Here is a 23,949-nt window from a genome sequence, read left to right on the forward strand (position 1 = left end):
CTCCCCTCTCACCGCGGTGCGCGCAGCGTCCGCAGCGCCACCACCGCTGCCAGCACCAAGAACGCCGTACCCACGAGCGGGTAGCAGGCCGACAGCAGCATCTGGGCACCGTTCTGGTGCAGTTCGGGCGGATGCGACGCGTTCGCGTCGCGGGGCACCCACCACAGCGCGTACGAGCAGAACACCAGGCCCGTCAGCAGCGTCGCGGCCAGCCAGCGGCGGCTGCCGCGGCGCTGCGCCTCCGCACCCAGCAGCAGCAACAGCGGCAGGCACCACACCCAGTGGTGGGACCAGGAGATCGGGCTGATCAGCAGGGTGGTGACGGCACAGGCGACGGCGGCCCAGGCGGTCGCGTGCGGCAGGCCGCGCTCTCCGGCGAGTGCTGCCGTCACGGCCGTGCCCAGGCCGAGTACGGCCACCAGGAAGGCCAGCCCCATCCACAGCCAGCTCGGTTCGCCGGTGTGCAGCAGACGGGCGGCCACACCGCTCAGCGACTGGTTGTCGGTGATCTCCGTCCGCCCGACCCGGTCGGACTGGAAGACGGCCCCGCCCCAGAAGCGCCGGGAGTCGCGCGGCAGCACCACAGCGGACAGCAGCGCGGTCGCCAGGAACGTCACCGTCGCGACCGCGGCCTGCCGCAGCCACGGGTTCCACAGCTCCCTCGTACGACCTGTGTGCCGCAGCCGCCGCCAGCCATGGACCAGTCCGTACAGTGCGAGGAAAACGGCGAACAGCGCGGGTGTCAGCTTGATCCCTGCCGCGACACCGATTCCCACCCCCGCCCAGCAGTGCCCCGCCCGGCGGGTCAGGTCCCACAGCACCAGCGCGGCCAGCAGCAGGTTGATCTGCCCGTAGCGCAGTGTCGTCCACACCGGCTCGCACCACACCACGAGCGAGGCGATGCCCAGCGCCGCCGCTCCGCGCGGGACGTGCCGCGGGCGTCCCAGCAGCCGCAGGGACAGATGGACGAGCACCACCAGCAGTCCGAGATTGACGAACGTCGCGGCCCCGCGCATATCGGCCACGTCCAGCAGCGTCAGCGGCAGAAACAGCAGCGCGGCGAAGGGCGGGTAGGTGGCGGGCAGGTCGGCGTAGGTGGCACGCATCGAGTACAGGTCGTAGCCGTTGCGTACGGTCCAGCCCTCGGCCCGGTAGACCATCAGATCGATCATCGAGACGTTCGCCGTGCGCTGGGCGGCCCAGAAGGCGGCGAAGGAGACCATGGACAGCGCGAGTGCCAGGGTGACCGGTCGCCGCAGCAGATATCTCTTGAGCCCAAGGAACCCCCTGAGCGCCGGCGACCACTTGCTTTCGGCGACCTGGTGCAACGTGCTCACGGGGCGACAGTATCGAGTGATCGGCGGTGGGCACCGGTGGGGCCGAGCCGCCCGGCCCGGTCGGCGCCCGGAAAGCGATTTGGCACTAGGCGGTGCACCCCGTGTAAGCTGGCGGAGCCGCCGCGGGGAAACCCCGGCGGACCAGAGATCTGGGGCTATAGCTCAGTTGGTAGAGCGCTTGCATGGCATGCAAGAGGTCAGGAGTTCGATTCTCCTTAGCTCCACAGAAGCGAGAGGCGAGGTGTGCCTGCGGAATGCGCAGGCCGTCTCGCTTCTTTTGTTTCTTGCGCGGCTTCGCCGCGCGGTGTGGGGGCTTCGCCACCCACACCCCCCTGGGAGGGGTGGTCCCTCTCTTGTCTTGGGGGAGACGACCCTCTCGTTCTCTTCTGAGGGGCGGGTCCCTCTCTTCGCTAGCTGTACGTGAGCTGTAGGTGGGCTCCAGGCGGAGGGCTCGCCCGGTGCGGTACCCTGAGCGCTATGCGTGCCGTACGCCTTCTGCTTAGCGAGCCGCGCTGAATCACTGCCGGTCCCCCTCCCGCGGACCGGAACCGGCGCGGCTCCCCCTCCTGTGCGAGGGGTTTTTTCGTTTCAGGAGCGCTGGGCAGTCACGACCGATGGAGCTTTGAGGACGATGAGCGAGACGACCACCGCCGCCGAGACCGCGGCCCCTTATCGCTACACGGCGGCCCTGGCCGCCGACATCGAGGCACGCTGGCAGGATTTCTGGGAGAAGCACAGCACCTACGAGGCGCCCAACCCCGGCGAGGGCTCGCTGGGCGGGGACCCGGAGCAGGCCGCCAAGCCCAAGAAATTCATCATGGACATGTTCCCGTACCCCTCGGGTGCGGGGCTGCACGTCGGCCACCCGCTGGGCTACATCGCCACGGACGTCTACGCCCGCTACGCGCGGATGACCGGGCACAACGTGCTGCACACCCTGGGCTTCGACGCCTTCGGCCTGCCCGCCGAGCAGTACGCCGTCCAGACGGGCACCCACCCGCGCACCTCGACCGAGGCCAACATCGTCCAGATGACGGCCCAGCTGCGCCGCCTGGGGCTGGGGCACGACCAGCGCAGGTCGTTCGCGACGATCGACCCCTCGTACTACCGCTGGACCCAGTGGATCTTTCTGCAGATCTTCAACTCCTGGTACGACACCGAAGCCGACAAGGCCCGCCCCATCGAGGAGCTGGTCGAGCAGTTCGCCTCCGGCGCCCGTGAGACGCCCGAGGGGTGGGGAGCGTGGAGCGAGCTGAGCGAGCGGGAGCGGGCCGACCTGCTGGGTGAGTACCGGCTGGCCTACGCCTCCGACGCGCCGGTCAACTGGAGCCCCGGCCTGGGTACCGTGCTGGCCAACGAGGAGGTCACCGCAGACGGCCGCTCCGAGCGCGGCAACTTCCCCGTCTTCAAGGCGAAGCTGCGGCAGTGGAACATGCGGATCACCGCCTACGCCGACCGCCTGCTGGACGACCTGGACGACCTGGACTGGCCCGAGGCGATCAAGCTGCAGCAGCGCAACTGGATCGGCCGCAGCGAGGGCGCCCGGATCAGCTTCCCCGTCCAGGACGCGTACATCGACGTCTTCACCACCCGCCAGGACACCCTGTTCGGCGCCACCTACCTGGTGCTGGCCCCCGAGCACCCGCTGGTCGAGTCCATCGTCCCCGAGTCCTGGCCCGAGGACACCCACCAGGTGTGGACCGGTGGCCATGCGACGCCGGCCGAGGCCGTGGCCGCCTACCGGGCGCAGGCGGAGGCCAAGTCGGACGTGGAGCGCCAGGCGGAGGCCAAGGACAAGACCGGCGTCTTCACCGGCGCCTACGCGACCAACCCGGTCAGCCAGGAGAAGGTCCCGGTCTTCATCGCCGACTATGTGCTGATGGGTTACGGCACCGGCGCCATCATGGCGGTGCCCGCGCACGACCAGCGCGACTTCGAGTTCGCACGCGCCTTCGAGCTGCCCATGCGCTGTGTCGTCGAGCCCACCGACGGCCGCGAGGCGGACCCCGCGACCTGGGAGAACGCGTTCAGCTCCTACGACGCGACCATCGTCAACTCCAGCGACCACGACATCTCCCTGGACGGCCTGGGGGTGAACGAGGCCAAGGAGCGGATGCGCAAGTGGCTGGAGGAGCACGGCCTGGGTGAGGGCACCGTCAACTACCGGCTGCGCGACTGGCTGTTCAGCAGGCAGCGCTACTGGGGCGAGCCGTTCCCGATCGTCTACGACGAGGACGGCATCGCACACCCGCTGCCCGAGTCGATGCTGCCGCTGGAGCTGCCGGAGGTCGAGGACTACTCCCCGCGCACCTTCGACCCCGACGACGCGAACACCTCGCCGGAGACCCCGCTGTCCCGCAACGAGGAGTGGACCAACGTCACCCTGGACCTGGGCGACGGCAAGGGCCCGCGCCGCTTCCGCCGGGAGACCAACACCATGCCCAACTGGGCGGGGTCGTGCTGGTACGAGCTGCGCTATCTGGACCCGCGCAACGACGAGAAGCTGGTCGACCCCGAGGTCGAGCGCTACTGGATGGGCCCGCGCCAGGGCCAGCCCAAGGGCGGCGTCGACCTGTACGTGGGCGGCGCCGAGCACGCCGTGCTGCATCTGCTGTACGCGCGTTTCTGGTCGAAGGTCCTGCACGACCTGGGCCACATCTCGTCCGCCGAGCCGTTCCACAAGCTGTACAACCAGGGCATGATCCAGGCGTACGTCTACCGGGACGCGCGCGGTATCGCCGTACCGGCCGCCGAGGTGGAGGAGCGCGACGGCGCGTACTACTACCAGGGCGAGAAGGTCAGCCGCCTGCTGGGCAAGATGGGCAAGTCCCTGAAGAACGCCGTCACCCCGGACGAGATCTGCACCGACTACGGCGCCGACACGCTGCGGCTGTACGAGATGGCCATGGGCCCGCTGGATGTCTCCCGCCCCTGGGACACCCGCGCCGTCGTGGGCCAGTTCCGGCTGCTGCAGCGGCTGTGGCGCAACGCCGTGGACGAGGCGACGGGCGAGGTCACCGTTGTCGACACCGAGCCGGACGAGGCCACCCTGCGTGCGGTGCACAAGGCGATCGACGGCGTCACCCAGGACATGGCCGGGCTGCGCTTCAACACGGCTATCGCCAAGATCACGGAGCTGAACAACCACGTCACCAAGCTGCGCGAGGTGCCCCGCTCCGTGGTCGAGACCATGGTGCTGCTGATCGCTCCACTGGCTCCGCACATCGCCGAGGAGCTGTGGCGCAAGCTGGGCCACGAGGAGTCGATCGTCCACCAGGACTTCCCCGTCGCCGACCCGGCCTATCTGGTGGACGAGACGGTGACCTGCGTCGTGCAGGTCAAGGGCAAGGTCAAGGCCCGGCTGGAGGTCTCGCCCACGGTCTCCGAGTCCGAGCTGGAGACCCTGGCACTGGCCGAGCCCCTGATCGTGAAGGCGCTGGGCGGTGCCGATGTCCGCAAGGTGATCGTGCGTGCGCCGAAGCTGGTCAACATCGTCCCGGCGTAGGGCCGCGGTCCACCTCGTCCCGCCGGGGACGGACGGCCGGCCGAGGGCGCAGCTGCTGTGACGTCCCCTACGGGACGTCACAGGGGCGGTTCCGGGCTCTGTGGAACCCGTAACCGCCCCCGCCCGTTTACGCTGAACGAGGAGACGGGATGACGGACGACTAAGGAGCGACCTGTGGACGTGGGAGTCGTCATCGGACTGGTGTTCGTGCTGGCCGTCCTCATCTTCGGCACGATGGTCACGCTGCGGGCCGTACGGGCCGTCAAGCGCGGCGTCGAGCGCACCGGTGCACAGGTGCGCCGCACAGCGGAGGAGACGATGCTCAAGGCGCGCTCCGCACAGCCGGGACCGGTAGGCGAAGCAGCCCGTATCCGCCTGCAGTTGCGCTCCTCGATCGACAGCACCCGTGCCGCGCTGGAAGTGGGCGCACAGAACGACCCGGGTCTGTCCGAAGCCGTCGCCCTCCTGGACAAGCTGCACGAACACGCCCGCAGTCTGGACGGCGAGCTGCGGATGCTGATGGAGCGCGAGCCGGACCACAGCCGGATCGCCGCCCGGCTGCCCGATGCGCGGGAACGTGTGCGGCACATCAAGGAGTCCGCCGACTCGCTGCGTTTCGCGGCACAGGACCGGGCACGGCAGTTCGACGCCGAAGGGCTGAACGCCCTGCGCGAGCAGATCGACATCGAGTCCGGCGCCCTCCGGCACTGGACTCCCGCCCGGCCGGGCGACGACCCGTCGGCCGCCGCTCCGAGTGCCGACGGCCCCCCGGCCGGAACCGGCGCCGCCGACCGGCAGGGCGAGCAGCGGCAGCATGAACCGCGGCAGGGCGAGCAGCGGCAGGACGGACAGCGGCAGGGCGAGCAGTCCGCGCGGCCCGCGCTGGGCCCCTCCGGCCAGGGCCTGGACCCGTCGCTGGCCGATCTGACCGACCCGACCGCCGACCGGAGGAAATCGACGCCGGCGTTCGAGAAGCGCCGCCCGCGGAACGCCTCCTGAACCGCTGCGTCCCCTCGCCCGATACCCTCCGTTCCATGCACGGCCCCCTCGCCATCGTCACGGATTCCACCGCCTATCTGCCGCCCGAGGCGCTGCGGCGGTACGGGATCGAAGCCGTGCCGCTGACCGTCGTCCTCGGCAAGGAGGCGCTGGAGGAGGGCACGGAGATCTCCGCCCGATCGCTGGCCGCCGCGCTGCGCGAGCGGCGTCCGGTCACCACCTCCAGGCCCAGCCCCGAGACCTTCGCCCGCACCTTCCGCGCCGCCGCCGAGGCGGGGGCGGCAGGGATCGTTTCGCTGCATCTGTCGGCCGAGTTCTCCGGCACCTACGACGCGGCGCTGCTGGCCGCCAAGGAGGCGCCCGTGCACGTGCGCGTGGTGGACACCGGCGTGGTGGCCATGGCCCTGGGCTTCTGCGCCCTGGCGGCCGCGGAGGCGGCCGAGGCGGGAGCGTCCCTGGACGAGGCGGTGGCTGCGGCCGAGAAGCGCGCCGAGGGCACCTCCGCCGTCTTCTACGTCGACACCCTGGACTATCTGCGCCGGGGCGGTCGCATCGGTGCCGCCCAGGCGCTGCTGGGCTCCGCGCTCGCCGTCAAACCGCTGCTGGAGGTGGCTGACGGCCGGATCGGGATGCTGGAGAAGGTCAGGACCGCCTCCAAGGCCATCGCGCGGCTGGAGGAGATCGTGGTGGAGCGGGCCGGGGACGCGCGGGTGGACATCGCCGTGCACCATCTCGCCGCCGCCGAACGCGCCGAGCAGCTGGCGGAGCGCTTCCGTGACCGGGTGCCGGGCCTGCGCGAGCTGCATGTGAGCGAGGTGGGCGCGGTCATCGGCGCCCACACCGGTCCCGGACTGCTGGGGGCCGTGCTCTCACTCAGATGAGTGAGCGAGTTGTCCACAACTCACGGGTTATCCACCGGAATCGAGCAAGATCACCGCGCTGGGCCCTGGCTGCCTAGCGTCGGTGGGCATGAGCGAACGAGCAGCACGTACAGCACGCACGCCACGCCCCCGATCGACTCACGGCCTGCCACCGGCCGAGCCCTGGGACGCGCACGAGTCCGGGGCCGGTGACGGAGCCAGGGACAGTGACGAGCCCAGGGCCTATGACGGGGCCGGGGACAGGAGCGGGGACGGCCGGGGCCGGGACCGGGAGTGGGACAGGGGCGACGGGGACGCCGTGCACGGTGGACGCCCCGGAGAACTCACGACCGGCGGGGGCGCCGACGAGCCGGGCACCGGCGGCCGGACCCGACGCCCCCCGCGCCGTCGGCCGCCCCGGGGCCCTCGGGCGGCCCCCGGCACGGGACCGGGCCGACGCGGCGCCCACCGCCTGCCACGGCGCGTGCGGCCGTCGGCGCCGGAGCCTCGCGCGGCGGCCCGCGCCCGGTCCTTGCTGGCAGCGGAGACCCACAGCGCGCCCCCGGTGCCCCAGCCCCGCACCAGGGCGCGTCCGATGGCGGACCCGCCGGCCCCGGTGCGCCCCTCCGTCGAGCGGCCACCTTCCGAACGGCCGACCGTCGCGCGGCCACCTGCCGAGCCGCCACCTGCCGAGCCGCCCGTCAGCGGACCGGATGCCCCCGTCCCCCTCATGGCGCGTGCCGAGGCGATCGCGGCCGCACGCTCCGCCGTACGCCGCAGCAGGGAGCGCAGGCATCAGCACAGCGGTGACACCCGGGCGCCCGGCGGCCCGCCGATCCCCGGGCCGGTGCCACCGCCGCAGCGGGAGCCACCCGGGTGCGAGCCGCTGTCGGAGCCCGGGCCCGGGGACGGCTCCGAGCCCGGGCGGGTGGGTGGCGGGTTCTTCACCGAGCGGGAGGAGCGGCAGGAGCTCCCGGAGCCGGACGGGCGCGATGAGGAATCACGCCGGCTCCCGCTGAAGGAGCGCTGGCGGCTCGCTCTGGAGGAGCGGCTGCCGGTGTGGCTGCGGGTGCGGTGCGGGATGGAGCCCAAGACGCTGGCGGCGCTCTGTCTGGTGCTGCTCGTCGCGGTCGGGTTCGCCGTGCACCACTTCTGGACCGGGCGGCCGCAGGGCGTGGCGGTCCCGAGCGCCCCTGGCTCGCCGAGTGCCCCGGCCTCTCCGGAGGGCGGGACGCCTGCGGCACCGGCTGCGGGCGGGGCCGCTCCCACCGCCGACGGGGCACAGGGCAAGCGGCTGGTGGTGGACGTCTCGGGGAAGGTTCGCGACCCGGGCGTGCTGCGGCTGCCCGCGGGATCCCGGGTGGCCGACGCGCTGAAGGCCGCGGGCGGGCTGCGCAAAGGAGCGGACAGCAGCGGCCTGAACAGGGCGCGGCTGTTGGTGGACGGCGAGCAGATCGTGGTGGGGGCGCCGGGCCGGGCCGGAGCCGCACCGGGCGGCGCGCCGGGACCGAGCAGCGCGAGCGGTGCGTCGGGTGCTCCCATCAGCCTCAACTCGGCCACCCCGGAGCAGTTGGAGACCTTGCCGGGGGTCGGTCCGGTGCTGGCCCAGCACATCATCGACTACCGCACTCAGCACGGTGGCTTCCGGTCCGTCGACCAGCTCCAGGAGGTCAACGGCATCGGGGAGAAGCGGTTCGCGGACATCAAGCCGCAGGTGGTGCCGTGAGCGGCCCCCCACCGGCCGCCGCATCACGCGCCGGACCGCGCCGGCCGGGCGGTACGCCGGATTCCGGGCTCAGGGCCGGGGCCGGGTCCAGGAGCGGGTCCGGGACACCCGGGTCGGACGCTGCCGGGGACGAGCGGCCGGTGCGGGAAGAGCCCTCCGATCTGCGGCTGGTGCCCCCCGCGCTGGCGGCCTGGGCGGCAGCCGCCCTGGCGCTGGGTGCTTCGGCGGAGCGTGCCGTGCTCGGTGTCGCCCTCTGCGGCATTGCGGGGCTGGCGCTGCTGGCCTGGTCCCTCCGGGGCGCCCCGGCTGCTCGGGCCGCCCTGAACTCCCCAAGGAGCACCCCGCCGACTCCGACAGCCCCTGCGGCCCCGACGACCCCTGCGGCCCCGACGACCCCTCCGGCCACGGTGCCGCGCGGCGGGAGGAGAGAAGAACGACCCTCGGGAGGAAGGCCCCGGGGCGGGACGCCGGTCGCCGTCGACGGCGGCCCCCGGCGAGGAGGCCGGACCCTGTTGGTGGGGGCGGCAGTCACCCTGCTGTGTGCTGCGGCGGCCGGCGGAAGCGCGGCGTTGCACGCGGCTGATGTGCGCACGGGGCCGTTGCCCGGGCTGGCGGACAACCACGCCCGAGCCACTGTCGAGGCCACCGTCACCAAGGACCCGCGGCTCGCGCAGCCCGAACCGCAGGGCGCACGGCAGTCGGCCGGGCTGGTGGTGGTGCGTGCGGAGGCGGTCGCGCTGGTGGCCGAGGACGGTGCCAGGACTCGGCTGCGCACCCCGGTGCTGCTCCTGGTCCGGCTGGAGCAGCACAAGCACCGAAGCGGGCGTACGGAGACGGCGGCCGACGGGGCGCGGGCCGCGTGGCTGCGGCTGCTCCCCTCCACCCGGCTTCGGGTGCGGGCAGCTTTGGTGCCGCCGGCCGGTGACCGGCAAGGTGGCCGGGACGTCGCGGCGGTACTGCGGGTGGGGCCCGGCCCGCCCGAGACCGTCGCGGGACCGACGGCCGTGCAGCGGGCGGCGGGTGAGCTGCGGGCGGGGCTGCGCGAGGCATCCGCGGGCCTCGGTGCCGATGCGCGGGGGCTGCTGCCCGGGCTGGTGGTCGGGGACACCTCACGACTGAGTCCGGAGCTCGCCGAAGCCTTCCGGGCGACCGACATGTCGCACCTGCTCGCGGTGAGCGGGGCGAATCTGTCCATCCTGCTGGTCGTGCTCATCGGACCGCCCGGTCTCGCGCACCGGGCGGAGCGGCGAGGGCTGGCACCTCGGCTGGGCCTTCCGCTGCGGGCGACCGCCATGGTGGCCGCGCTGCTGACGCTGGGTTTCGTGGTGGTGTGCAGACCGGAGCCGAGCGTGCTGCGGGCGGCGGCGTGCGGGCTGATCACGGTGTGGGCGATCGGCACCGGACGGCGGCGGTCGCTGCTGCCGGCGCTGGCGGCAGCAGTGTTGGCCCTGGTGTTCTACGACCCCTGGCTGGCGCGGGACTTCGGCTTCCTGCTCTCGGTGCTGGCCACGGCTTCGCTGCTGACGGTGGCGCCGCGCTGGTCGGGGGCGCTGCGGCGGCGGGGCTGCCCGGGGAGGGCGGCGGAGGCGCTGGCGGTCGCGGCTGCGGCTCAGTTGGCGTGTGCGCCGGTCGTCGTGGTGCTGGCGGCGCATGTGAGTCTGGTGTCGGTGCCGTGCAATCTGCTGGCGGAGTTCGCGGTCGCACCCGCGACGGTGCTGGGGTTCGCGGCGCTGGCGGCGGCGCCCGCGGCGATGCCCGTGGCGAAGGGGCTCGCATGGCTGGCGAGTTGGCCGGTGGAGGCCATCGCCGGGATCGCCCGGACGGGTGCCGGGCTGCCGGGCGGGGAGATCAGCTGGCCCGGTACGTGGCTGGGGGCACTGGGGCTGGCGGTCGTTCTGGTCGGGGTGGTCGTGGCGGTGCGGTTGTCGTTGCCGTACCGGCCGTGGCTGGCTGCCGCCTGTGTGCTGGGGCTGCTGGTGGTGATTGTGCGCCCGGTGCCACTGGTGCGGCCGTTCACCGGGTGGCCGCCCACCGGCTGGCGGATGGTGGCCTGCGACGTGGGGCAGGGTGATGCGCTGGTGCTGGCCGTGGACGGGGAGCGGGGCGGTGCGGGTGGCGCGGTCGTGGTGGACGCGGGGCCCGAGCCGGCGGCCGTCGACCGGTGTCTGCGCGAGTTGGGGGTGAACACGGTCCCGCTCGTCGTACTGACCCACTTCCACGCCGACCATGTGGCGGGGCTCCCGGGGCTGCTGCGGGGGCGGAGCGTGGGTGCGATCCAGACGACCGGGCTGGCTCGGCCGCGCGACCAGGCGGAGTTCGTGCGCAGAACGGCACGGCGGGCGGGAGTGCCGGTGCTCGGCTCACACGCGGGAGAGCGGCGGCAGGCCGGTGATCTGCGCTGGGAGGTGGTGTGGCCGCCACCGACGCAGGCGGTCGGCGGCCCGGGCTCCGGCCCCGGCGGCAGCGTCGGCACAGGCGGCGGAGAGGAGGACGAGGGCGCCAACGACGCGAGCGTCACGCTGCTCGTCAGCACGTCGGGACTGCGGCTGTTCCTGGCCGGGGATCTCGAACCGCGAGCGCAGCAGGCGCTGTTGGCGCTGCGGCCCGATCTGCCGCGGGTCGATGTGCTCAAGGTGGCGCACCACGGCTCGCGCTACCAGGATCCGCAGCTGCTGCGGCGGCTGCGACCGCAGGTGGCACTGGTCTCGGCGGGACGGGAGAACCCGTACGGACACCCGGCGCCCGAGACCCTGCACGAGCTGGCCGCCGCCGGAGCCCTGGTGGCCCGGACGGACCGGCACGGGGCGCTGGCGCTGACGCGCCGCCCGGACGGCAGCCCCGCCGTGGTGACCCAGCGGGGCAGCCCCGGCACGGGCGGGAACGCACCGCCCTCCTCCGGCGCGGACCGCCACGGCCCCCTCGCCCTCCGCCGGGTCAGTCGCCTTCCAGCCAGCCCTCGTGCGCCGCGGCGAGGGAGTTCAGCAGGGCCGGGTCGTAGGTGGCGTGCGGGTCTTCGAGGACCACCAGCCACTGGGCGTCCTCGGCGTCGTCCTCGCCGGCGAGCGCTTCGCGGACGAGTTCGGGTTCCTCGGTGAGCCCGAGCCGCAGTTCCAGCTGCGCGGCGACCTCCTCGGCCGCCTCCCGGTCGGGCAGCACCAGCACATGCCGTACGTCGTTCACCGGGGCATTCTCTCAACGGCGCCCCGGCTCCCGACGGCGCCCCGGCTCCCGACGGCCCCCCGGTGGCGGCTGCCAGGGGAGGGATGCTCCGGGGCCGGGGTGTCGGTGCGGCGTGGGATGCTGGTCGCGATGGCTGGTACGCGTAAGAAGACCTCGGACGATCCGCTCGCCCCGCTGACCGTGGCGGTGGGCCAGGAAGAGCTGCTCATCGAACGTGCCGTGCGGGCCGTGATCGATGCCGCGCGCGCCGCCGACGCGGACACGGATGTGCGGGACCTGGCGCCGGGGGATCTGCAGCCCGGCACGCTGGCCGAGCTGACCAGCCCCTCGCTCTTCGCCGAGCGCAAGGTCGTCGTCGTTCGGGCGGCGCAGGACCTGGGGGCGGACACCGTCAAGGACGTGAAGGCGTATCTGACGGCCCCGGCGGAGGAGATCACCCTCGTTCTGGTGCACGCGGGCGGCGCCAAGGGCAAGGGGCTGCTGGACGCCGCGCGGAAGGCGGGTGCGCGCGAGGTCGAGTGCCCGAAGATGACCAAGCCCGCCGACCGGCTGGCGTTCGTCCGTGGGGAGTTCCGCTCGCTGGGGCGGGCGGCGACGGCCGAGGCGTGCCAGGCGCTGGTGGACGCCATCGGCAGCGATCTGCGCGAGCTGGCCTCGGCGTGCACACAGCTGACCGCCGACGTCGAGGGCACCATCGACGAGGCCGTGGTCGGGCGCTACTACACGGGCCGTGCCGAGGCCTCCAGCTTCACCGTCGCCGACCGGGCGGTCGAGGGGAAGGCGGCCGAGGCACTGGAGACGCTGCGCTGGGCGGTGGCCACGGGGGTCGCTCCGGTACTGATCACCAGCGCGCTGGCGCAGGGGGTGCGGGCCATCGGCAAGCTGGCGGGCGCCCCGCGCGGGGCGCGGGCGGGCGACCTGGCGCGGGAGCTGGGCATGCCCCCGTGGAAGATCGACCGGGTGCGGCAGCAGATGCGCGGCTGGACGCCGGACGGGGTGGCCGCGGCCCTGCGGGCCGTCGCCGAGGCGGACGCGGCCGTCAAGGGCGGCGGGATGGACCCGGAGTACGCGCTGGAGAAGGCCGTCGTCACCATCGCCGGCGCCGCCCGCTCCCGCTGAGCGAGCCACCGCCCCGCACCCCGGACGGAGCTTCGGGCGGCCCCCCCGGGCGGTCCGTCGCCGGGGGCCGCGCGTGGCGGGCCGGGGCCGCGCATGGCGAAGGCCCCGCCCTGGAGCCCTGGGGAGGGGCTTCGGACGGGGCCTTTGCTTCGTACTGTGTGGTGCGCCGCACCCGCGTGGCGAACGCAGGCCGCGTGCGGCGCGCTGTCTCAAGCGGTTGCCCGGGCGTACGGCGGATGAGAGAGGGCCCGCCTCACAACGTCCGAGCGGTCGGGAGACCGAGGAGCTGGGAACAGCTCCGAGAAGGTGAGGTCAGCCCTTGAGGGAGGCCACGTGCTTGGCCAGCGCCGCCTTCTTGTTGGCGGCGTTGTTCTTGTGCAGCACACCCTTGCTGGTGGCCTTGTCGAGCTTCCGGGCGGCCTGCTTCTGGGCCTCGATCGCCTTGGCGGCGTCACCGGCGGCCACGGCCTCGCGGGTGCGACGGATCGCGGTCTTCAGCTCGGACTTCACGGCCTTGTTGCGCTGCCGTGCCTTCTCGTTGGTCTTGATCCGCTTGATCTGGGACTTGATGTTCGCCACGAATGAGCCTTTGCGGTTCGGAGTTTCAAACGCCGGTGCCAGCAGGCACCGTCCAGTGCCATAAGGCACAGTCGCTCAGGTTACCAGCCGGGGCAGCGGGCCTCCCAATCCGGTCGGTGCCCCGCGCGCATGGGACCATGGGATGCGACACACCGTCTCGACGGGGCCGCGCAGCGCCCCCGGAAGGCGCCCGGGCCGTCCCGAAGACGCTCCGAAAGGGCGCCCCGGAAGGCGTCCGAGACCTCGCCGCGAGACCGTACAGCCCGAAGCCGCACGACCCGACAGCCCGAAACCGACAGGCCAGAACCGACAGGACACTGCGTGCCCGCGACCCCAACGAACGCGCCGGAGCCGAGCCGTACCGACCCGGCGCTGATCCGTAACTTCTGCATCATCGCGCACATCGACCACGGCAAGTCCACGCTTGCCGACCGGATGCTCCAGCTGACCGGCGTCGTGGACAAGAGGCAGATGCGTGCGCAGTACCTCGACCGTATGGACATCGAGCGCGAGCGGGGTATCACGATCAAGTCCCAGGCCGTGCGGATGCCCTGGGCGCCCACGGACGACCCGGGAACCCCGTACGTCCTGAACATGATCGACACCCCGGGGCACGTCGACTTCACCTACGAGGTCTCCCGTTCGCTGGCGGCCTGCGAGGGCTGCATCCTGCTGGTCGACGCCGCGCAGGGGATCGAGGCGCAGACCCTCGCCAACCTCTATCTGGCGATGGAGCACGACCTCACGATCATCCCCGTGCTCAACAAGATCGACCTGCCCGCTGCCCAGCCCGACAAGTTCGCGGCCGAGCTGGCGCATCTCATCGGCTGCGAGCCGGAGGACGTGCTGCGGGTCTCCGCCAAGACCGGTGAGGGTGTCGAGGAGCTGCTGGACCAGGTCGTCCGCCAGGTCACCCCGCCGGTCGGGAACGCGGACGCACCCGCCCGCGCGATGATCTTCGACTCGGTCTACGACGCCTATCGCGGTGTGGTCACCTACATCAAGGTCGTCGACGGAATGCTCAGCAGGCGCGAGCGCATCCGGATGATGTCCACCGGGGCCACCCACGAGCTGCTGGAGATCGGCGCGAACTCGCCGGAGATGACGCCTGCCGACGGGCTGGGCGTGGGCGAGGTCGGCTATCTGATCACCGGTGTGAAGGATGTACGCCAGTCCAAGGTCGGTGACACGGTCACCCGGCTCACCAAGGGTGCCGAGGAGCCGCTGCCCGGCTACAAGGACCCCAAGCCCATGGTGTTCTCGGGGCTGTATCCGCTGGACGGCTCCGACTACCCCGAGCTGCGTGACGCGTTGGACAAGCTGCTGCTCAACGACGCCGCACTCACCTATGAGCCGGAGACGTCGGCGGCGCTGGGCTTCGGCTTCCGGGTGGGCTTCCTGGGGCTGCTGCATCTGGAGGTGATCCGCGAGCGGCTGGAGCGCGAGTTCGGCCTCGATCTGATCGCCACGGCGCCCAATGTGATCTACCGCGTGGAGATGGAGGACGGCACCGAGCACGTGGTGACCAACCCGAGCGAGTTCCCCACCGGGAAGCTCGCCACGGTGCACGAGCCGGTGGTGCGGGCCACGCTCATCGCGCCCAGTGAGTTCATCGGCGCGATCATGGAGCTGTGCCAGTCGCGGCGCGGCAGCCTGCAGGGGATGGACTATCTGTCCGAGGACCGGGTGGAGCTGCGCTACACGCTGCCGCTGGCGGAGATCGTCTTCGACTTCTTCGACGCGCTGAAGTCCAAGACCCGCGGTTACGCCTCGCTGGACTACGAGCCCACGGGCGAGCAGACGGCCGATCTGGTCAAGGTCGACATCCTCCTCCAGGGCGACAAGGTGGACGCGTTCTCCGCGATCGTCCACAAGGAGAAGGCGTACGCGTACGGCACCCGGATGGCCAACAAGCTGCGTGAGCTGATCCCCCGGCAGCAGTTCGAGGTGCCCATCCAGGCCGCCATCGGTGCGCGGGTCATCGCCCGCGAGACGATCCGCGCCATCCGCAAGGACGTGCTCGCCAAGTGCTACGGCGGTGACATCTCCCGTAAGCGGAAGCTGCTGGAGAAGCAGAAGGAAGGCAAGAAGCGGATGAAGGTCGTGGGGCGCGTGGAGGTGCCGCAGGAGGCGTTCATCGCGGCGCTGTCCAGCGATGACGCCGCGGGCGACGGTAAGGCGAAGGCGAAGAAGTAGTCCGCCGTCGCCTGCGGCGTACTCCGCCGGGTGCTCCGCCGTGCGCGGGCCAGTTCCCGGCTGCCCCTTTTGGTGCGTTGCAGTCCGCCGGTGTGTTGTGGCTGCTGGGGGCACCTCCCGGCCGAAGGCTGGGGGAGCAGTTCCCCGTGCGCACCTTCGGGGCCCCGCCCCCTTACGTAAGGGCAGACCCCTTACGTAAGGGGGCTGCTGCCTTTACTCTGATCACTGCTCAGTAGTTACTCGTGAGTCAATAAGCGCGAGCCGACACACAGCAGGACGACAAGCAGGACGACAAGCAGGACGCGGGTCCCGGAGGATGTCGTGACCGACACACAGTCCCTGATCGAGAACCGGCCGCCTTCCGTGGCCACGCTCTTCCTGGAGCGGGTCGAGGCCACCCCCGACGCGGAGGCGTACCGCTATCCGGTGATCCGGCCCGCGGGCGAAGGCGAGGGGCCCGACGAGTGGCGCTCCTACAGCTGGGGTGAGGCCGCCGAACGGGTGTTCTCGATCGCGGCGGGGCTCATGGACCTGGGTGTGCGGCCCGAGGAGCGCGTCGGTATCGCCTCCGGCACGCGGATCGAGTGGATCCTCTCCGACCTGGGCATTCTGTGTGCGGGCGCCGCCACCACCACCGTCTACCCCAGCACCAACGCCGCCGAGACGGCCTACATCCTCGCCGACTCCGACAGCCGGGTGCTGATCGCCGAGGACGCCACCCAGCTGGCGAAGGTCCGCGAGCACCGCGACGAGCTGCCCAATCTGGCGCATGTGGTGCTCCTGGACGGCGAGCCCACCGCCGAGGACGCCGAGGGTGACTGGGCGCTGAGCTTCGCCGAGCTGGAGCGGCGCGGCGCCGCCTACCGGGAGAAGCACCCCGACGCCGTCACCGAGACGGTGCGCGGGCTGCGCTCCGACCAGTTGGCCACCCTCATCTACACCTCCGGTACGACAGGAAAACCGAAGGGTGTCCGGCTGGCACAGGACGCCTGGTCGTACATGGCCCGCGCGATCCCGCAGACGGGCCTGCTGAACAGTGACGACGTGCAGTACCTGTGGCTGCCGCTGGCGCACGTCTTCGGCAAGATGCTGATTTCCGTGCAGATCGACTCCGGACACGTCATCGCGGTGGACGGCAGAGTCGACAAGATCATCGAGAATCTGCCGGTCGTCCAGCCGACGAAGATGTGCGCGGTGCCGCGGATCTTCGAGAAGGTCTACAACGGCGTCGCGCAGAAGGCCCGTGCCGGGGGTGCGGCCAAGTACAAGATCTTCCAGTGGGCGGCCGAGGTCGCCCGTGAGTACGCGCGTACGACGCAGGACAACCAGCGCCGTACCGGGGTCGCCGACGCACCCACCGGGCTCAAGGTCAAGCACGCCATCGCCGACCGGCTCGTCTACAGCAAGCTGCGGGAGGCGTTCGGCGGCCGGATGGTCGGCTGCGTCTCCGGTTCGGCCGCGCTCGCCCCGGACCTGGGCTACTTCTTCGCGGGCGCCGGCATCCCGGTGCTGGAGGGCTACGGACTCACCGAGTCGTCGGCCGCCAGCTTCTGCAACCGCAGCGACAACTTCCGCACCGGCACCGTCGGCAAGCCGATGCCCGGCACCGAGGTGCGGATCGCGGACGACGGCGAGATCCTGCTGCGCGGCCCCGGCATCATGCAGGGCTACCACGGGCTGCCGGAGAAGACCGCCGAGGTGCTGGAGGAGGACGGCTGGTTCCACACCGGCGACATCGGCGAACTGTCCGACGACGGGTATCTGCGGATCACCGACCGCAAGAAGGACCTGATCAAGACCTCCGGCGGCAAGTACATCGCCCCTGCCGAGGTGGAGGGCCAGTTCAAGGCGATCTGCCCGTACGTCTCCAACATCCTGGTGCACGGGGCGGGACGGAACTACTGCACCGCGCTCATCTCGCTGGACGAGCCGGCCATCACAGCCTGGGCGGCCGACCACGAGGACCTCAAGGGCAAGCCCTACGCCGAGGTGGTCGGCTCCGAGCAGGTGCGCAGCCTGGTGGACGGCTACGTCGAGCAGCTCAACGCCGGGCTCCAGCGCTGGCAGACGATCAAGAAGTTCCGGATCCTGCCGCGTGACCTGGACATCGAGCACGGCGAACTGACGCCCAGCCTCAAGATGAAGCGGCCGGTGGTGGAGAAGGAGTTCAGCGGCCTGATCGAGGAGATGTACGAGGGCGCCCGCGAGCGGTGACCGCAGTGGGGTCAGGTCGCCGGAAGCTCCTTGAGGAGGCTCGGGCCCGGGACCTCGGCGGTCAGGAGCCGCGTAGCTCGGCCAGGGCGTCGGCCAGGGCGGCGACGTCACGGGCGTCGTCCAGTCGGCGCTGCTCCTCCTCCAGCAGCCGACGCGACTGACGGTTCTTGCGGAACAGATCGAGGAAGACCGCCACCTTGGTGCGCAGCACCTGGAGCACGCCGAGGACGGCCTCCAGGGCGACGAGGTTGTCCTCCATGTCGTCGACGAGCAGGTTCCCGGCCTCGCGCGCGGTGGGGCCGGCGCGCCCGGGGATGGTGTGGTCGTTGCGGCCCCGTTGGCTGCCCTGGTTCCACCCGGTCGCGGACCGGACGCCGGCCCAGGCGGGAATGAGCCCGAGGAAGGCGAAGAGATTACCGGGCCGCAGACCGGTGTCAAGGGCTCAGAGTCGGGAACGGCGGTGTTCGGCCACGATTTCCGTGACTCCACGCGTATGACCGAGCCCCGTCTGTCACCCTTGCTCCACCGTGCCGAGCGCGGTGAGGGAACGACCGGGGGAGTACCCGGGGGAGTCGCCCGGGGAGGGGTGCGATGGACAGCGGGGACGAGGCGGACACCACGGGGGCGGAGAGGCCGACCACGATGCCACCGCCGGATGCCACTACAGCGCCACCGTCAGGGGCGGGAGGGCGCGGGGGCGAGATGCCGCACGCGGTCCGTACCGAACTGCCGGGCAACGCGCTCGCGGCAGGGGCGGCGCGCGGCTTCGCCCGCGCGGCGCTCGGCCGGTGGGGAGTGCGCGGTACGGCGGCCGAGGACGCGGTGCTGCTGGTCAGCGAACTGGTCACCAACGCCGTTGTGCACGCCGGTACCTCGGTCGAGGTGGAGTGCCGCTACGCCGCCGGAGTCGTCTACGCGGAGGTCGCCGACCGCCATCCCGCGCGCCGGGTGGCCGCACAGGGCGAGGAGGGCCACGGCCTGCGGCTGGTCGGCGCGCTCGCCAAGGAGTGGGGCATCAGTTACCGCAGGGACCGCAAGGCCGTGTGGTTCCAACTCGGCCCCGCGCCGCACACCCTCGGTGCCGGTGCCGGGTCGGGCGAGACCCCACCCGACGACCCGGGGTCCGCCTCCGCCTCCCCTGCCGCCGCCCTTCCCGCCGTCTCCAGCGCGGCCCATCCGTTCCGGGACCGCGAGTGGACCAACAACGGTGCGCTCTCCTTCCTCGCCGAGGCGTCGGACCTGCTGTCCGGGCACACCGACGAGGACAAGGTCGCCTCGCTCGCCGGGCAGTTGATGGTGCCGCGCTTCGCCGACTGGTGTGCCGTATGGCTGCGGGACGACGAACGCTCGCGGCGGTCCCGGCTGGCCCGGGTCTGGCACGCGCAGGAGAGCCGCATCGAGGAGTTGCGTGCCGAACTCGCCGAGGAGCCGCCCGCCCCCGCGCCCCGGGTGCTGCCCGGTCAGGCAGCCCCTTGGCGCCGGCCCGGCCGCGCCGCGTCGAGCAGTGGCGCCGCCTCGACCGGCACCGACGAGGCCTCGGTCGTGTGCGACCTGGTCGTCGGCGGCCGTTCGGTCGGGGCGCTGGTGATCGGGCGCGCCGGTCTGCTGCGGATACCGGACGAAGTGCTGGGGCTGGTGGAGGACTTCGCACGCCGGGTGGCGCTCGCCGTACTCTCCGCGCGTCGCTACGCCCTCCAGGCGAACATCAGCCGGATCCTGCAGCGCGGCCTGCTGCCCAGCGAGGAGATGCACGTCCCCGGTCTCGACACCGCGCTCGTCTACGAACCCGCCGGCGAGGGCGCCTGGGCGGGTGGTGACTTCTACGACCTGCTGCGGCTGCCCGACGGCCGCTGGCGCTTCGCACTGGGCGATGTGTGCGGCAACGGCCCGGAGGCGGCCGTGGTGACCGGGCTGGCCCGCCCCGTGCTGCGACTGCTCGCCAGGGAGGGCCACTCCGTGCCCGAGACCCTGGAGCGGCTCAACCGGGAGGTGGGGGAGCAGGCGCGGTTCCTGTCCGTCGTCTACGGCGAACTCGCCTTCCGGGGCGGGCTCGTGGAGTGCACGCTCAGCTGTGCGGGGCATCCGCTGCCGCTCGTGCGCGACGCCTTCGGGACGGTGCGTACCGCCGCACAGCCGCAGTTGCTCCTCGGGGTCGCTCCGCGGGTCGGCTACGAGTGCCACTCCTTCTCGCTGCACCCCGGCGACACGCTGCTGTGCGTCACCGACGGAGTGACCGAACGCCGCTGCGGGCGTCGCCTGTTCGACGACGGCGACGGCCTGGCGACCTGCTTCGCCGCCAGCGCGGGGCTGGACGCCGACGGCACGGCCGAGCATGTGCGCCGCGCGGTGTACGCCTTCGCGCCCGACCTGCCCGCCGACGACCTGGCCATGCTGGTGCTGCGGGTGCCGGAGCAGACCGGAACGGCACCCGACGGCCGGACCGGCCTGCCGCACCAGCCGTGAGGCCCGCCGCCTCAGTCCACCAGGTCCCTGACCACCGCGTCGGCCAGCAGCCGGCCCCGCAGGGTCAGCACCGCGCGGCCCTCCTCGTACGGCTCCCTCTCCAGCAGTCCCTCGTCCCGGGCCCGCTCGGCGGCCCGCGCACCCTGCGGCGCGAGCAGCGACAGCGGACAGCCCCGGCTGAGCCTCAGCTCCAGCAGGATCCGTTCGACGCGCCTGTCCTCCGCGGTGAGCAGTTCGCGGCCGGCGCCGGGTGAGCGGCCCTCGGCCAGCGCCTTCGCGTAGGCGGCGGGGTGCTTGACGTTCCACCAGCGGACGCCGCCGATATGGCTGTGCGCACCCGGTCCGGCGCCCCACCAGTCGGCGCCCGTCCAGTACAGCTCGTTGTGCCGGCAGCGGGCCGCCTCGTCCCCGGTCACCGCCCAGTTGGAGACCTCGTACCACTCCAGACCGGCCGCCGTCAGCCGCTCCTCGGCGATCAGATAGCGGTCCGCGTGCACATCGTCGTCGGTCATCGGCACCTCGCCGCGTCGGATGCGGCGGGCGAGCCGGGTGCCTTCCTCCACGATGAGCGCGTACGCCGAGATGTGGTCGGGGCCCGCGGCCAGGGCGGCGTCCAGGGAGGCGCGCCAGTCCTCGTCCGACTCGCCCGGCGTGCCGTAGATCAGATCGAGGTTCACATGGGAGAAACCCGCCTTGCGGGCCTCCCCGACGCACTCCTCGGGCCGTCCGGGGGTGTGTGTGCGGTCCAGGACGCGCAGGATGTGCGGGCGGGCGCTCTGCATGCCGAAGGAGACGCGGTTGAAGCCCGCCTCCCGCAGCTCGGCTAGGTAGGCGGGGTCCACCGACTCCGGGTTGGCCTCGGTGGTGACCTCGGCGTTCCGCGCCAGCCCGAACTCGTCCCTGACGGCCGCGAGCATGCGGCCCAGGTCGGCGGCTGGGAGCAGCGTGGGGGTGCCGCCGCCGACGAACACCGTCTCGACCGGGCGCGGGTCGTCACCGAGTACCCGACGGGCCAGCCGGATCTCCTCGACGGCCTGCTCCGCGTAGCCCTCGCGGGAGCTCCCGCCCAGCTCGGTGGCGGTGTAGGTGTTGAAGTCGCAGTAGCCGCAGCGGGTGGCGCAGTACGGCACGTGGAGGTAGAAGCCGAGCGGGCGGTCGGCCGCGCCGTCGAGTGCGTGCGGGGGCAGCGAACCGTCGTGGGGCACGGGCTCGCCGTCGGGAAGTGCGGAGGGCATGCTCTCCATTGTCCGGCACCGTTCGGACGACGGCCCACGACGCGACGTGCGCACTGTCACATCTGGTGGCTACGCTGAGTGTGTACGTGAACGCAGTGGCTGCAAGGGGGCTGGAATGACCATCGCACCAGAACGGATGGATGCCAGGATGACCGACTCCCACGCGATAAACGCCTTCGAGGAACTCGACGTACCTGAGGGATTCAAGGCCGAGCTGCTGTGGGGGGAAATCGTGATGATGGCGGGGCCGGATCTGGTCCACAACCGGATCGTGCAGGCCGTGGCGGACCAGATCCCCCGCAAGCGCTGGGACCGTCTCCAGACCCAGGACGTCGCCCTCCTCGCCCAGACCAGCGAGCCCCAGCCGGATCTCGTGGTGCTCCCGCGTGACGCGGGCCCTGCTTCGGGCAGGCTGATGCCCCCCGAGGAGATCACCCTCCTACTGGAGGTTGTCTCCAAGACGAGCAAGCACCGGGACTACGTCACCAAGCGCACGCTCTACGCGGCGGGCGGCGTCCCCGGATATTTGATCATCGATCCTTTCACGGGTGAGTGCGTCCTGCTCACCGAACCGGCAGGCAAGGGCGAGGAGGCCGACTACCGGGTGGAGCGCCGGGCGCGGTTCGGCGAGTCCCTCCCGCTCGACCTCCTCGGAGTGAAGCTGGAGACCGAGGAGTTCCAGACCCTTCCCGTCAAGCAGTCGGAGAAGCCGGAGCAGTGACGAAGTCGATGAGCTCTTCGACCCGGCCCAGCAGGGCGGGCTCCAGGTCCTTGTAGGAGCGGACGCGGCCGAGCAGCTGCTGCCAGGCCGCGCCCGTGTTCTGCGGCCACCCCAGGGCGGCGCACACCCCCGTCTTCCAGTCCTGGCCGTGCGGAATGCGCGGCCAGGCCCGGATGCCTGCCGAGGCGGGCTTCACGGCCTCCCAGATGTCGATGTACGGGTGCCCCACCACCAGCACATGGTCCCCGCTCACCTGCTCGGCGATCCGCGATTCCTTCGAGCCGGGGACCAGGTGGTCCACCAGCACCCCCAGCCGGGCTCCGGGCCCGGGCGCGAACGCGTCCACGACGGCGGGCAGGTCGTCGACGCCCTCCAGGTACTCCACGACCACGCCTTCGATCCGCAGGTCGTCGCCCCACACCTTCTCGACCAGCTCGGCGTCGTGCCGCCCCTCGACATAGATCCGCCCCGCCCGTGCGACGCGGGCGCGTGCGCCGGGCACGGCGAGGGAGCCGGAGGCCGTCAGCCGCCCCCCGGCCGCCGGGGCACCGCCTCCGGCACCCGCACCCGCCTTCGCGCGGGGACGCACCAGCGTGACGGTCCTGCCCTCCAGCAGGAAGCCCGCCGCGGTCATCGGGAAGACCCGGTGCTTGCCGAAACGGTCCTCAAGGGTGACGGTCGGGCCCTCCGCGGTCTTCTCGCACCGTACGACCGCCCCGCAGAACCCGGTACTGACCTCCTCCACCACCAGATCCCGCTCGGCGGCCACCTCGGGCACGGTGCGCGCCCGCTTCCACGGGGGAGTCAGATCCGGGTTGTCATAGCGGTCGTTTCGGCTGCGCATGCCGCTCATTGTGCTACGTGTCGCGGCTCGGGCCGCCAGGTGCCCAGGTGCCCTGGGAGGCGAACCGGCGTGCCAGCTCGTCCCGTTGGGCCCGCACGTACGCCGCGTCCACCAGGGCCCCGTGTCCCGGTACGTACACGGCGTCCTCGCCGCCCAGCGCCAGCAGCCGGTCCAGCGCGGCCGGCCAGTGGGCCGGATGGGCGTCGGCCCCGGCCTGGGGTGCGCCGGACTCCTCCACCAGGTCGCCGCAGAAGACGACGTCGGGGGAGCCGGGCACTAGGACGGCCAGATCGTGCTCGGTGTGCGCCGGGCCGACATTGACCAGTACGGCCTCGCGTCCGCCCAGGTCGAGGGTGAGCTGTCCGCTGACCGGATGGTGCGGGCGCACCAGGACGTCGGCCGCCTCCCCGGCCTCGTCCTCCAGCAGACCGTGGGCCACGGCATCGTCCCGCAGCAGCTCGGCGCTGCGGGCCAGCAGCTCATCGGCGCCGACGGCCGCGTACACCTCCGCGCCGGCGAAGACGGCGGCACCGAAGACATGGTCGAAGTGCGGATGGGTGAGGACCACCCGCGTCACCCGGCGCCCCAGCAGCGCGGTCGCCTCGGCGCGGATCACAGCGCCCTCGCGCAGCGAGGACCCGGTGTCGATCACCAGGGCGCAGTGGTCGCCGCCGACGGCGCCCACCGTCGCGTCCCACTGCGGCAGTCTGCGCCGCAGCACACCGGGCGCGACCCGCTCCCAGCTGTGGTCGTCGGCCGACTGATGGTGTCCGGCGTCTTCCCCAAACGGCTGCATGCCACGACGCTAACCGCAGTCCGGTCACGACGCTCTGGGCCGCACCGGGAGCGAGGATCGCACCACGGTGGCGCGGTACCGTCGGGCCTGCCGGCAGGCGGTCCCGGCCCCGGCCGCGGTCTGCCGACGGGCGGCCCTTGCCCTGGCCGTGGTGACCGGCCGTACACTGGCTCAG

Annotated in this window: 16 protein-coding genes, 1 tRNA gene and 1 pseudogene; 11 read left to right on the top strand and 7 right to left on the bottom strand. The window is 72.2% G+C overall.

Annotated elements, in window-relative coordinates; all coding sequences use genetic code 11:
• Positions 1-8 precede the first annotated feature (8 nt).
• A complete protein-coding gene (locus JW613_RS10065) occupies positions 9-1,337 on the bottom strand; it encodes a glycosyltransferase 87 family protein (protein ID WP_372447929.1) in 1,329 nt (442 codons plus the stop codon).
• Between the two features lie 151 nt (positions 1,338-1,488).
• Between JW613_RS10065 and JW613_RS10070 the strand changes: the two genes are divergently transcribed.
• The 6 genes and pseudogenes from JW613_RS10070 to JW613_RS36565 form a co-directional block, all read left to right on the top strand.
• A tRNA-Ala gene (locus JW613_RS10070) sits at positions 1,489-1,561 on the top strand.
• Positions 1,562-1,968: 407 nt separating this feature from the next.
• A complete protein-coding gene (gene leuS / locus JW613_RS10075; RefSeq protein ID WP_209210374.1) occupies positions 1,969-4,842 on the top strand; it encodes a leucine--tRNA ligase in 2,874 nt (957 codons plus the stop codon).
• 174 nt (positions 4,843-5,016) lie between these two features.
• Entirely contained in the window at positions 5,017-5,841 is an 825-nt protein-coding gene (locus tag JW613_RS10080) for a hypothetical protein (RefSeq protein ID WP_209210375.1), read from the top strand.
• 35 nt (positions 5,842-5,876) lie between these two features.
• Positions 5,877-6,722, top strand: a complete 846-nt coding sequence (locus JW613_RS10085) for a DegV family protein (protein ID WP_209210376.1) — start codon at positions 5,877-5,879, stop codon at positions 6,720-6,722.
• 709 nt (positions 6,723-7,431) lie between these two features.
• Positions 7,432-8,427, top strand: coding sequence for a ComEA family DNA-binding protein (locus tag JW613_RS10090; RefSeq protein ID WP_209210377.1), 996 nt, complete (start codon positions 7,432-7,434; stop codon positions 8,425-8,427).
• A gap of 509 nt (positions 8,428-8,936) precedes the next feature.
• Positions 8,937-11,246, top strand: a pseudogene (locus JW613_RS36565) (ComEC/Rec2 family competence protein); the annotation flags it as partial.
• Positions 11,247-11,361: 115 nt separating this feature from the next.
• Here the strand turns inward: JW613_RS36565 and JW613_RS36570 are convergent.
• Positions 11,362-11,607, bottom strand: a complete 246-nt coding sequence (locus tag JW613_RS36570; RefSeq protein ID WP_307865854.1) for a hypothetical protein — start codon at positions 11,605-11,607, stop codon at positions 11,362-11,364.
• Between the two features lie 129 nt (positions 11,608-11,736).
• Between JW613_RS36570 and holA the strand changes: the two genes are divergently transcribed.
• A complete protein-coding gene (gene holA / locus JW613_RS10100) occupies positions 11,737-12,726 on the top strand; it encodes a DNA polymerase III subunit delta (RefSeq protein ID WP_218967857.1) in 990 nt (329 codons plus the stop codon).
• Positions 12,727-13,038: 312 nt separating this feature from the next.
• Here the strand turns inward: holA and rpsT are convergent, their stop codons facing one another.
• A complete protein-coding gene (gene rpsT / locus JW613_RS10105) occupies positions 13,039-13,305 on the bottom strand; it encodes a 30S ribosomal protein S20 (protein ID WP_099880717.1) in 267 nt (88 codons plus the stop codon).
• Positions 13,306-13,626: 321 nt separating this feature from the next.
• On the opposite strand from rpsT, the gene lepA reads away from it, so the two are divergent.
• On the top strand, positions 13,627-15,501 hold the full coding sequence (gene lepA, locus JW613_RS10110; protein ID WP_209210378.1) for a translation elongation factor 4: 1,875 nt from the start codon (positions 13,627-13,629) through the stop codon (positions 15,499-15,501).
• A gap of 321 nt (positions 15,502-15,822) precedes the next feature.
• Positions 15,823-17,715 (top strand): AMP-dependent synthetase/ligase, encoded by a 1,893-nt coding sequence (locus JW613_RS10115; RefSeq protein ID WP_209210379.1) that lies wholly within the window; start codon positions 15,823-15,825, stop codon positions 17,713-17,715.
• A 61-nt stretch (positions 17,716-17,776) separates the two neighbouring features.
• On the opposite strand, the gene JW613_RS10120 is transcribed toward JW613_RS10115, so the two are convergent.
• On the bottom strand, positions 17,777-17,974 hold the full coding sequence (locus JW613_RS10120) for a hypothetical protein (RefSeq protein WP_245225313.1): 198 nt from the start codon (positions 17,972-17,974) through the stop codon (positions 17,777-17,779).
• Between the two features lie 332 nt (positions 17,975-18,306).
• Between JW613_RS10120 and JW613_RS10125 the strand changes: the two genes are divergently transcribed.
• Positions 18,307-20,178 (top strand): ATP-binding SpoIIE family protein phosphatase, encoded by a 1,872-nt coding sequence (locus JW613_RS10125; protein ID WP_245225314.1) that lies wholly within the window; start codon positions 18,307-18,309, stop codon positions 20,176-20,178.
• 11 nt (positions 20,179-20,189) lie between these two features.
• Here JW613_RS10125 and hemW read toward each other — a convergent pair whose 3' ends face one another.
• Positions 20,190-21,413 (bottom strand): radical SAM family heme chaperone HemW, encoded by a 1,224-nt coding sequence (hemW, locus tag JW613_RS10130; RefSeq protein WP_209210380.1) that lies wholly within the window; start codon positions 21,411-21,413, stop codon positions 20,190-20,192.
• A 115-nt stretch (positions 21,414-21,528) separates the two neighbouring features.
• Between hemW and JW613_RS10135 the strand changes: the two genes are divergently transcribed.
• Positions 21,529-22,134, top strand: a complete 606-nt coding sequence (locus JW613_RS10135; protein ID WP_245225315.1) for a Uma2 family endonuclease — start codon at positions 21,529-21,531, stop codon at positions 22,132-22,134.
• Here the strand turns inward: JW613_RS10135 and JW613_RS10140 are convergent.
• The gene (locus JW613_RS10140; protein WP_209210381.1) at positions 22,106-22,978 is read right to left on the bottom strand and encodes a DUF3097 domain-containing protein; all 873 of its coding nucleotides are present in this window, start codon (positions 22,976-22,978) and stop codon (positions 22,106-22,108) included. The two genes, JW613_RS10135 and JW613_RS10140, sit on opposite strands and share 29 nt — an antisense overlap.
• A gap of 13 nt (positions 22,979-22,991) precedes the next feature.
• Positions 22,992-23,774, bottom strand: coding sequence for an MBL fold metallo-hydrolase (locus JW613_RS10145; RefSeq protein WP_209210382.1), 783 nt, complete (start codon positions 23,772-23,774; stop codon positions 22,992-22,994).
• Positions 23,775-23,949: the final 175 nt, after the last annotated feature.

The organism is Streptomyces smyrnaeus, from assembly GCF_017676345.1.
Classification (GTDB): Bacteria; Actinomycetota; Actinomycetes; order Streptomycetales; family Streptomycetaceae; genus Streptomyces; species Streptomyces smyrnaeus.

Excerpts from the sequence above, each read along its gene's own strand:
- leuS (WP_209210374.1), top strand. The coding sequence starts at position 1,969 with ATGAGCGAGACGACCACCGCCGCCGAGACCGCGGCCCCTTATCGCTAC.
- JW613_RS10085 (WP_209210376.1), top strand. The coding sequence starts at position 5,877 with ATGCACGGCCCCCTCGCCATCGTCACGGATTCCACCGCCTATCTGCCG.
- JW613_RS10090 (WP_209210377.1), top strand. The coding sequence starts at position 7,432 with ATGGCGCGTGCCGAGGCGATCGCGGCCGCACGCTCCGCCGTACGCCGC.
- holA (WP_218967857.1), top strand. The coding sequence starts at position 11,737 with ATGGCTGGTACGCGTAAGAAGACCTCGGACGATCCGCTCGCCCCGCTG.
- JW613_RS10120 (WP_245225313.1), bottom strand. The coding sequence starts at position 17,974 with ATGGAGGACAACCTCGTCGCCCTGGAGGCCGTCCTCGGCGTGCTCCAG.
- JW613_RS10125 (WP_245225314.1), top strand. The coding sequence starts at position 18,307 with ATGGACAGCGGGGACGAGGCGGACACCACGGGGGCGGAGAGGCCGACC.
- hemW (WP_209210380.1), bottom strand. The coding sequence starts at position 21,413 with ATGCCCTCCGCACTTCCCGACGGCGAGCCCGTGCCCCACGACGGTTCG.
- JW613_RS10135 (WP_245225315.1), top strand. The coding sequence starts at position 21,529 with ATGACCATCGCACCAGAACGGATGGATGCCAGGATGACCGACTCCCAC.
- JW613_RS10140 (WP_209210381.1), bottom strand. The coding sequence starts at position 22,978 with ATGCGCAGCCGAAACGACCGCTATGACAACCCGGATCTGACTCCCCCG.
- JW613_RS10145 (WP_209210382.1), bottom strand. The coding sequence starts at position 23,774 with ATGCAGCCGTTTGGGGAAGACGCCGGACACCATCAGTCGGCCGACGAC.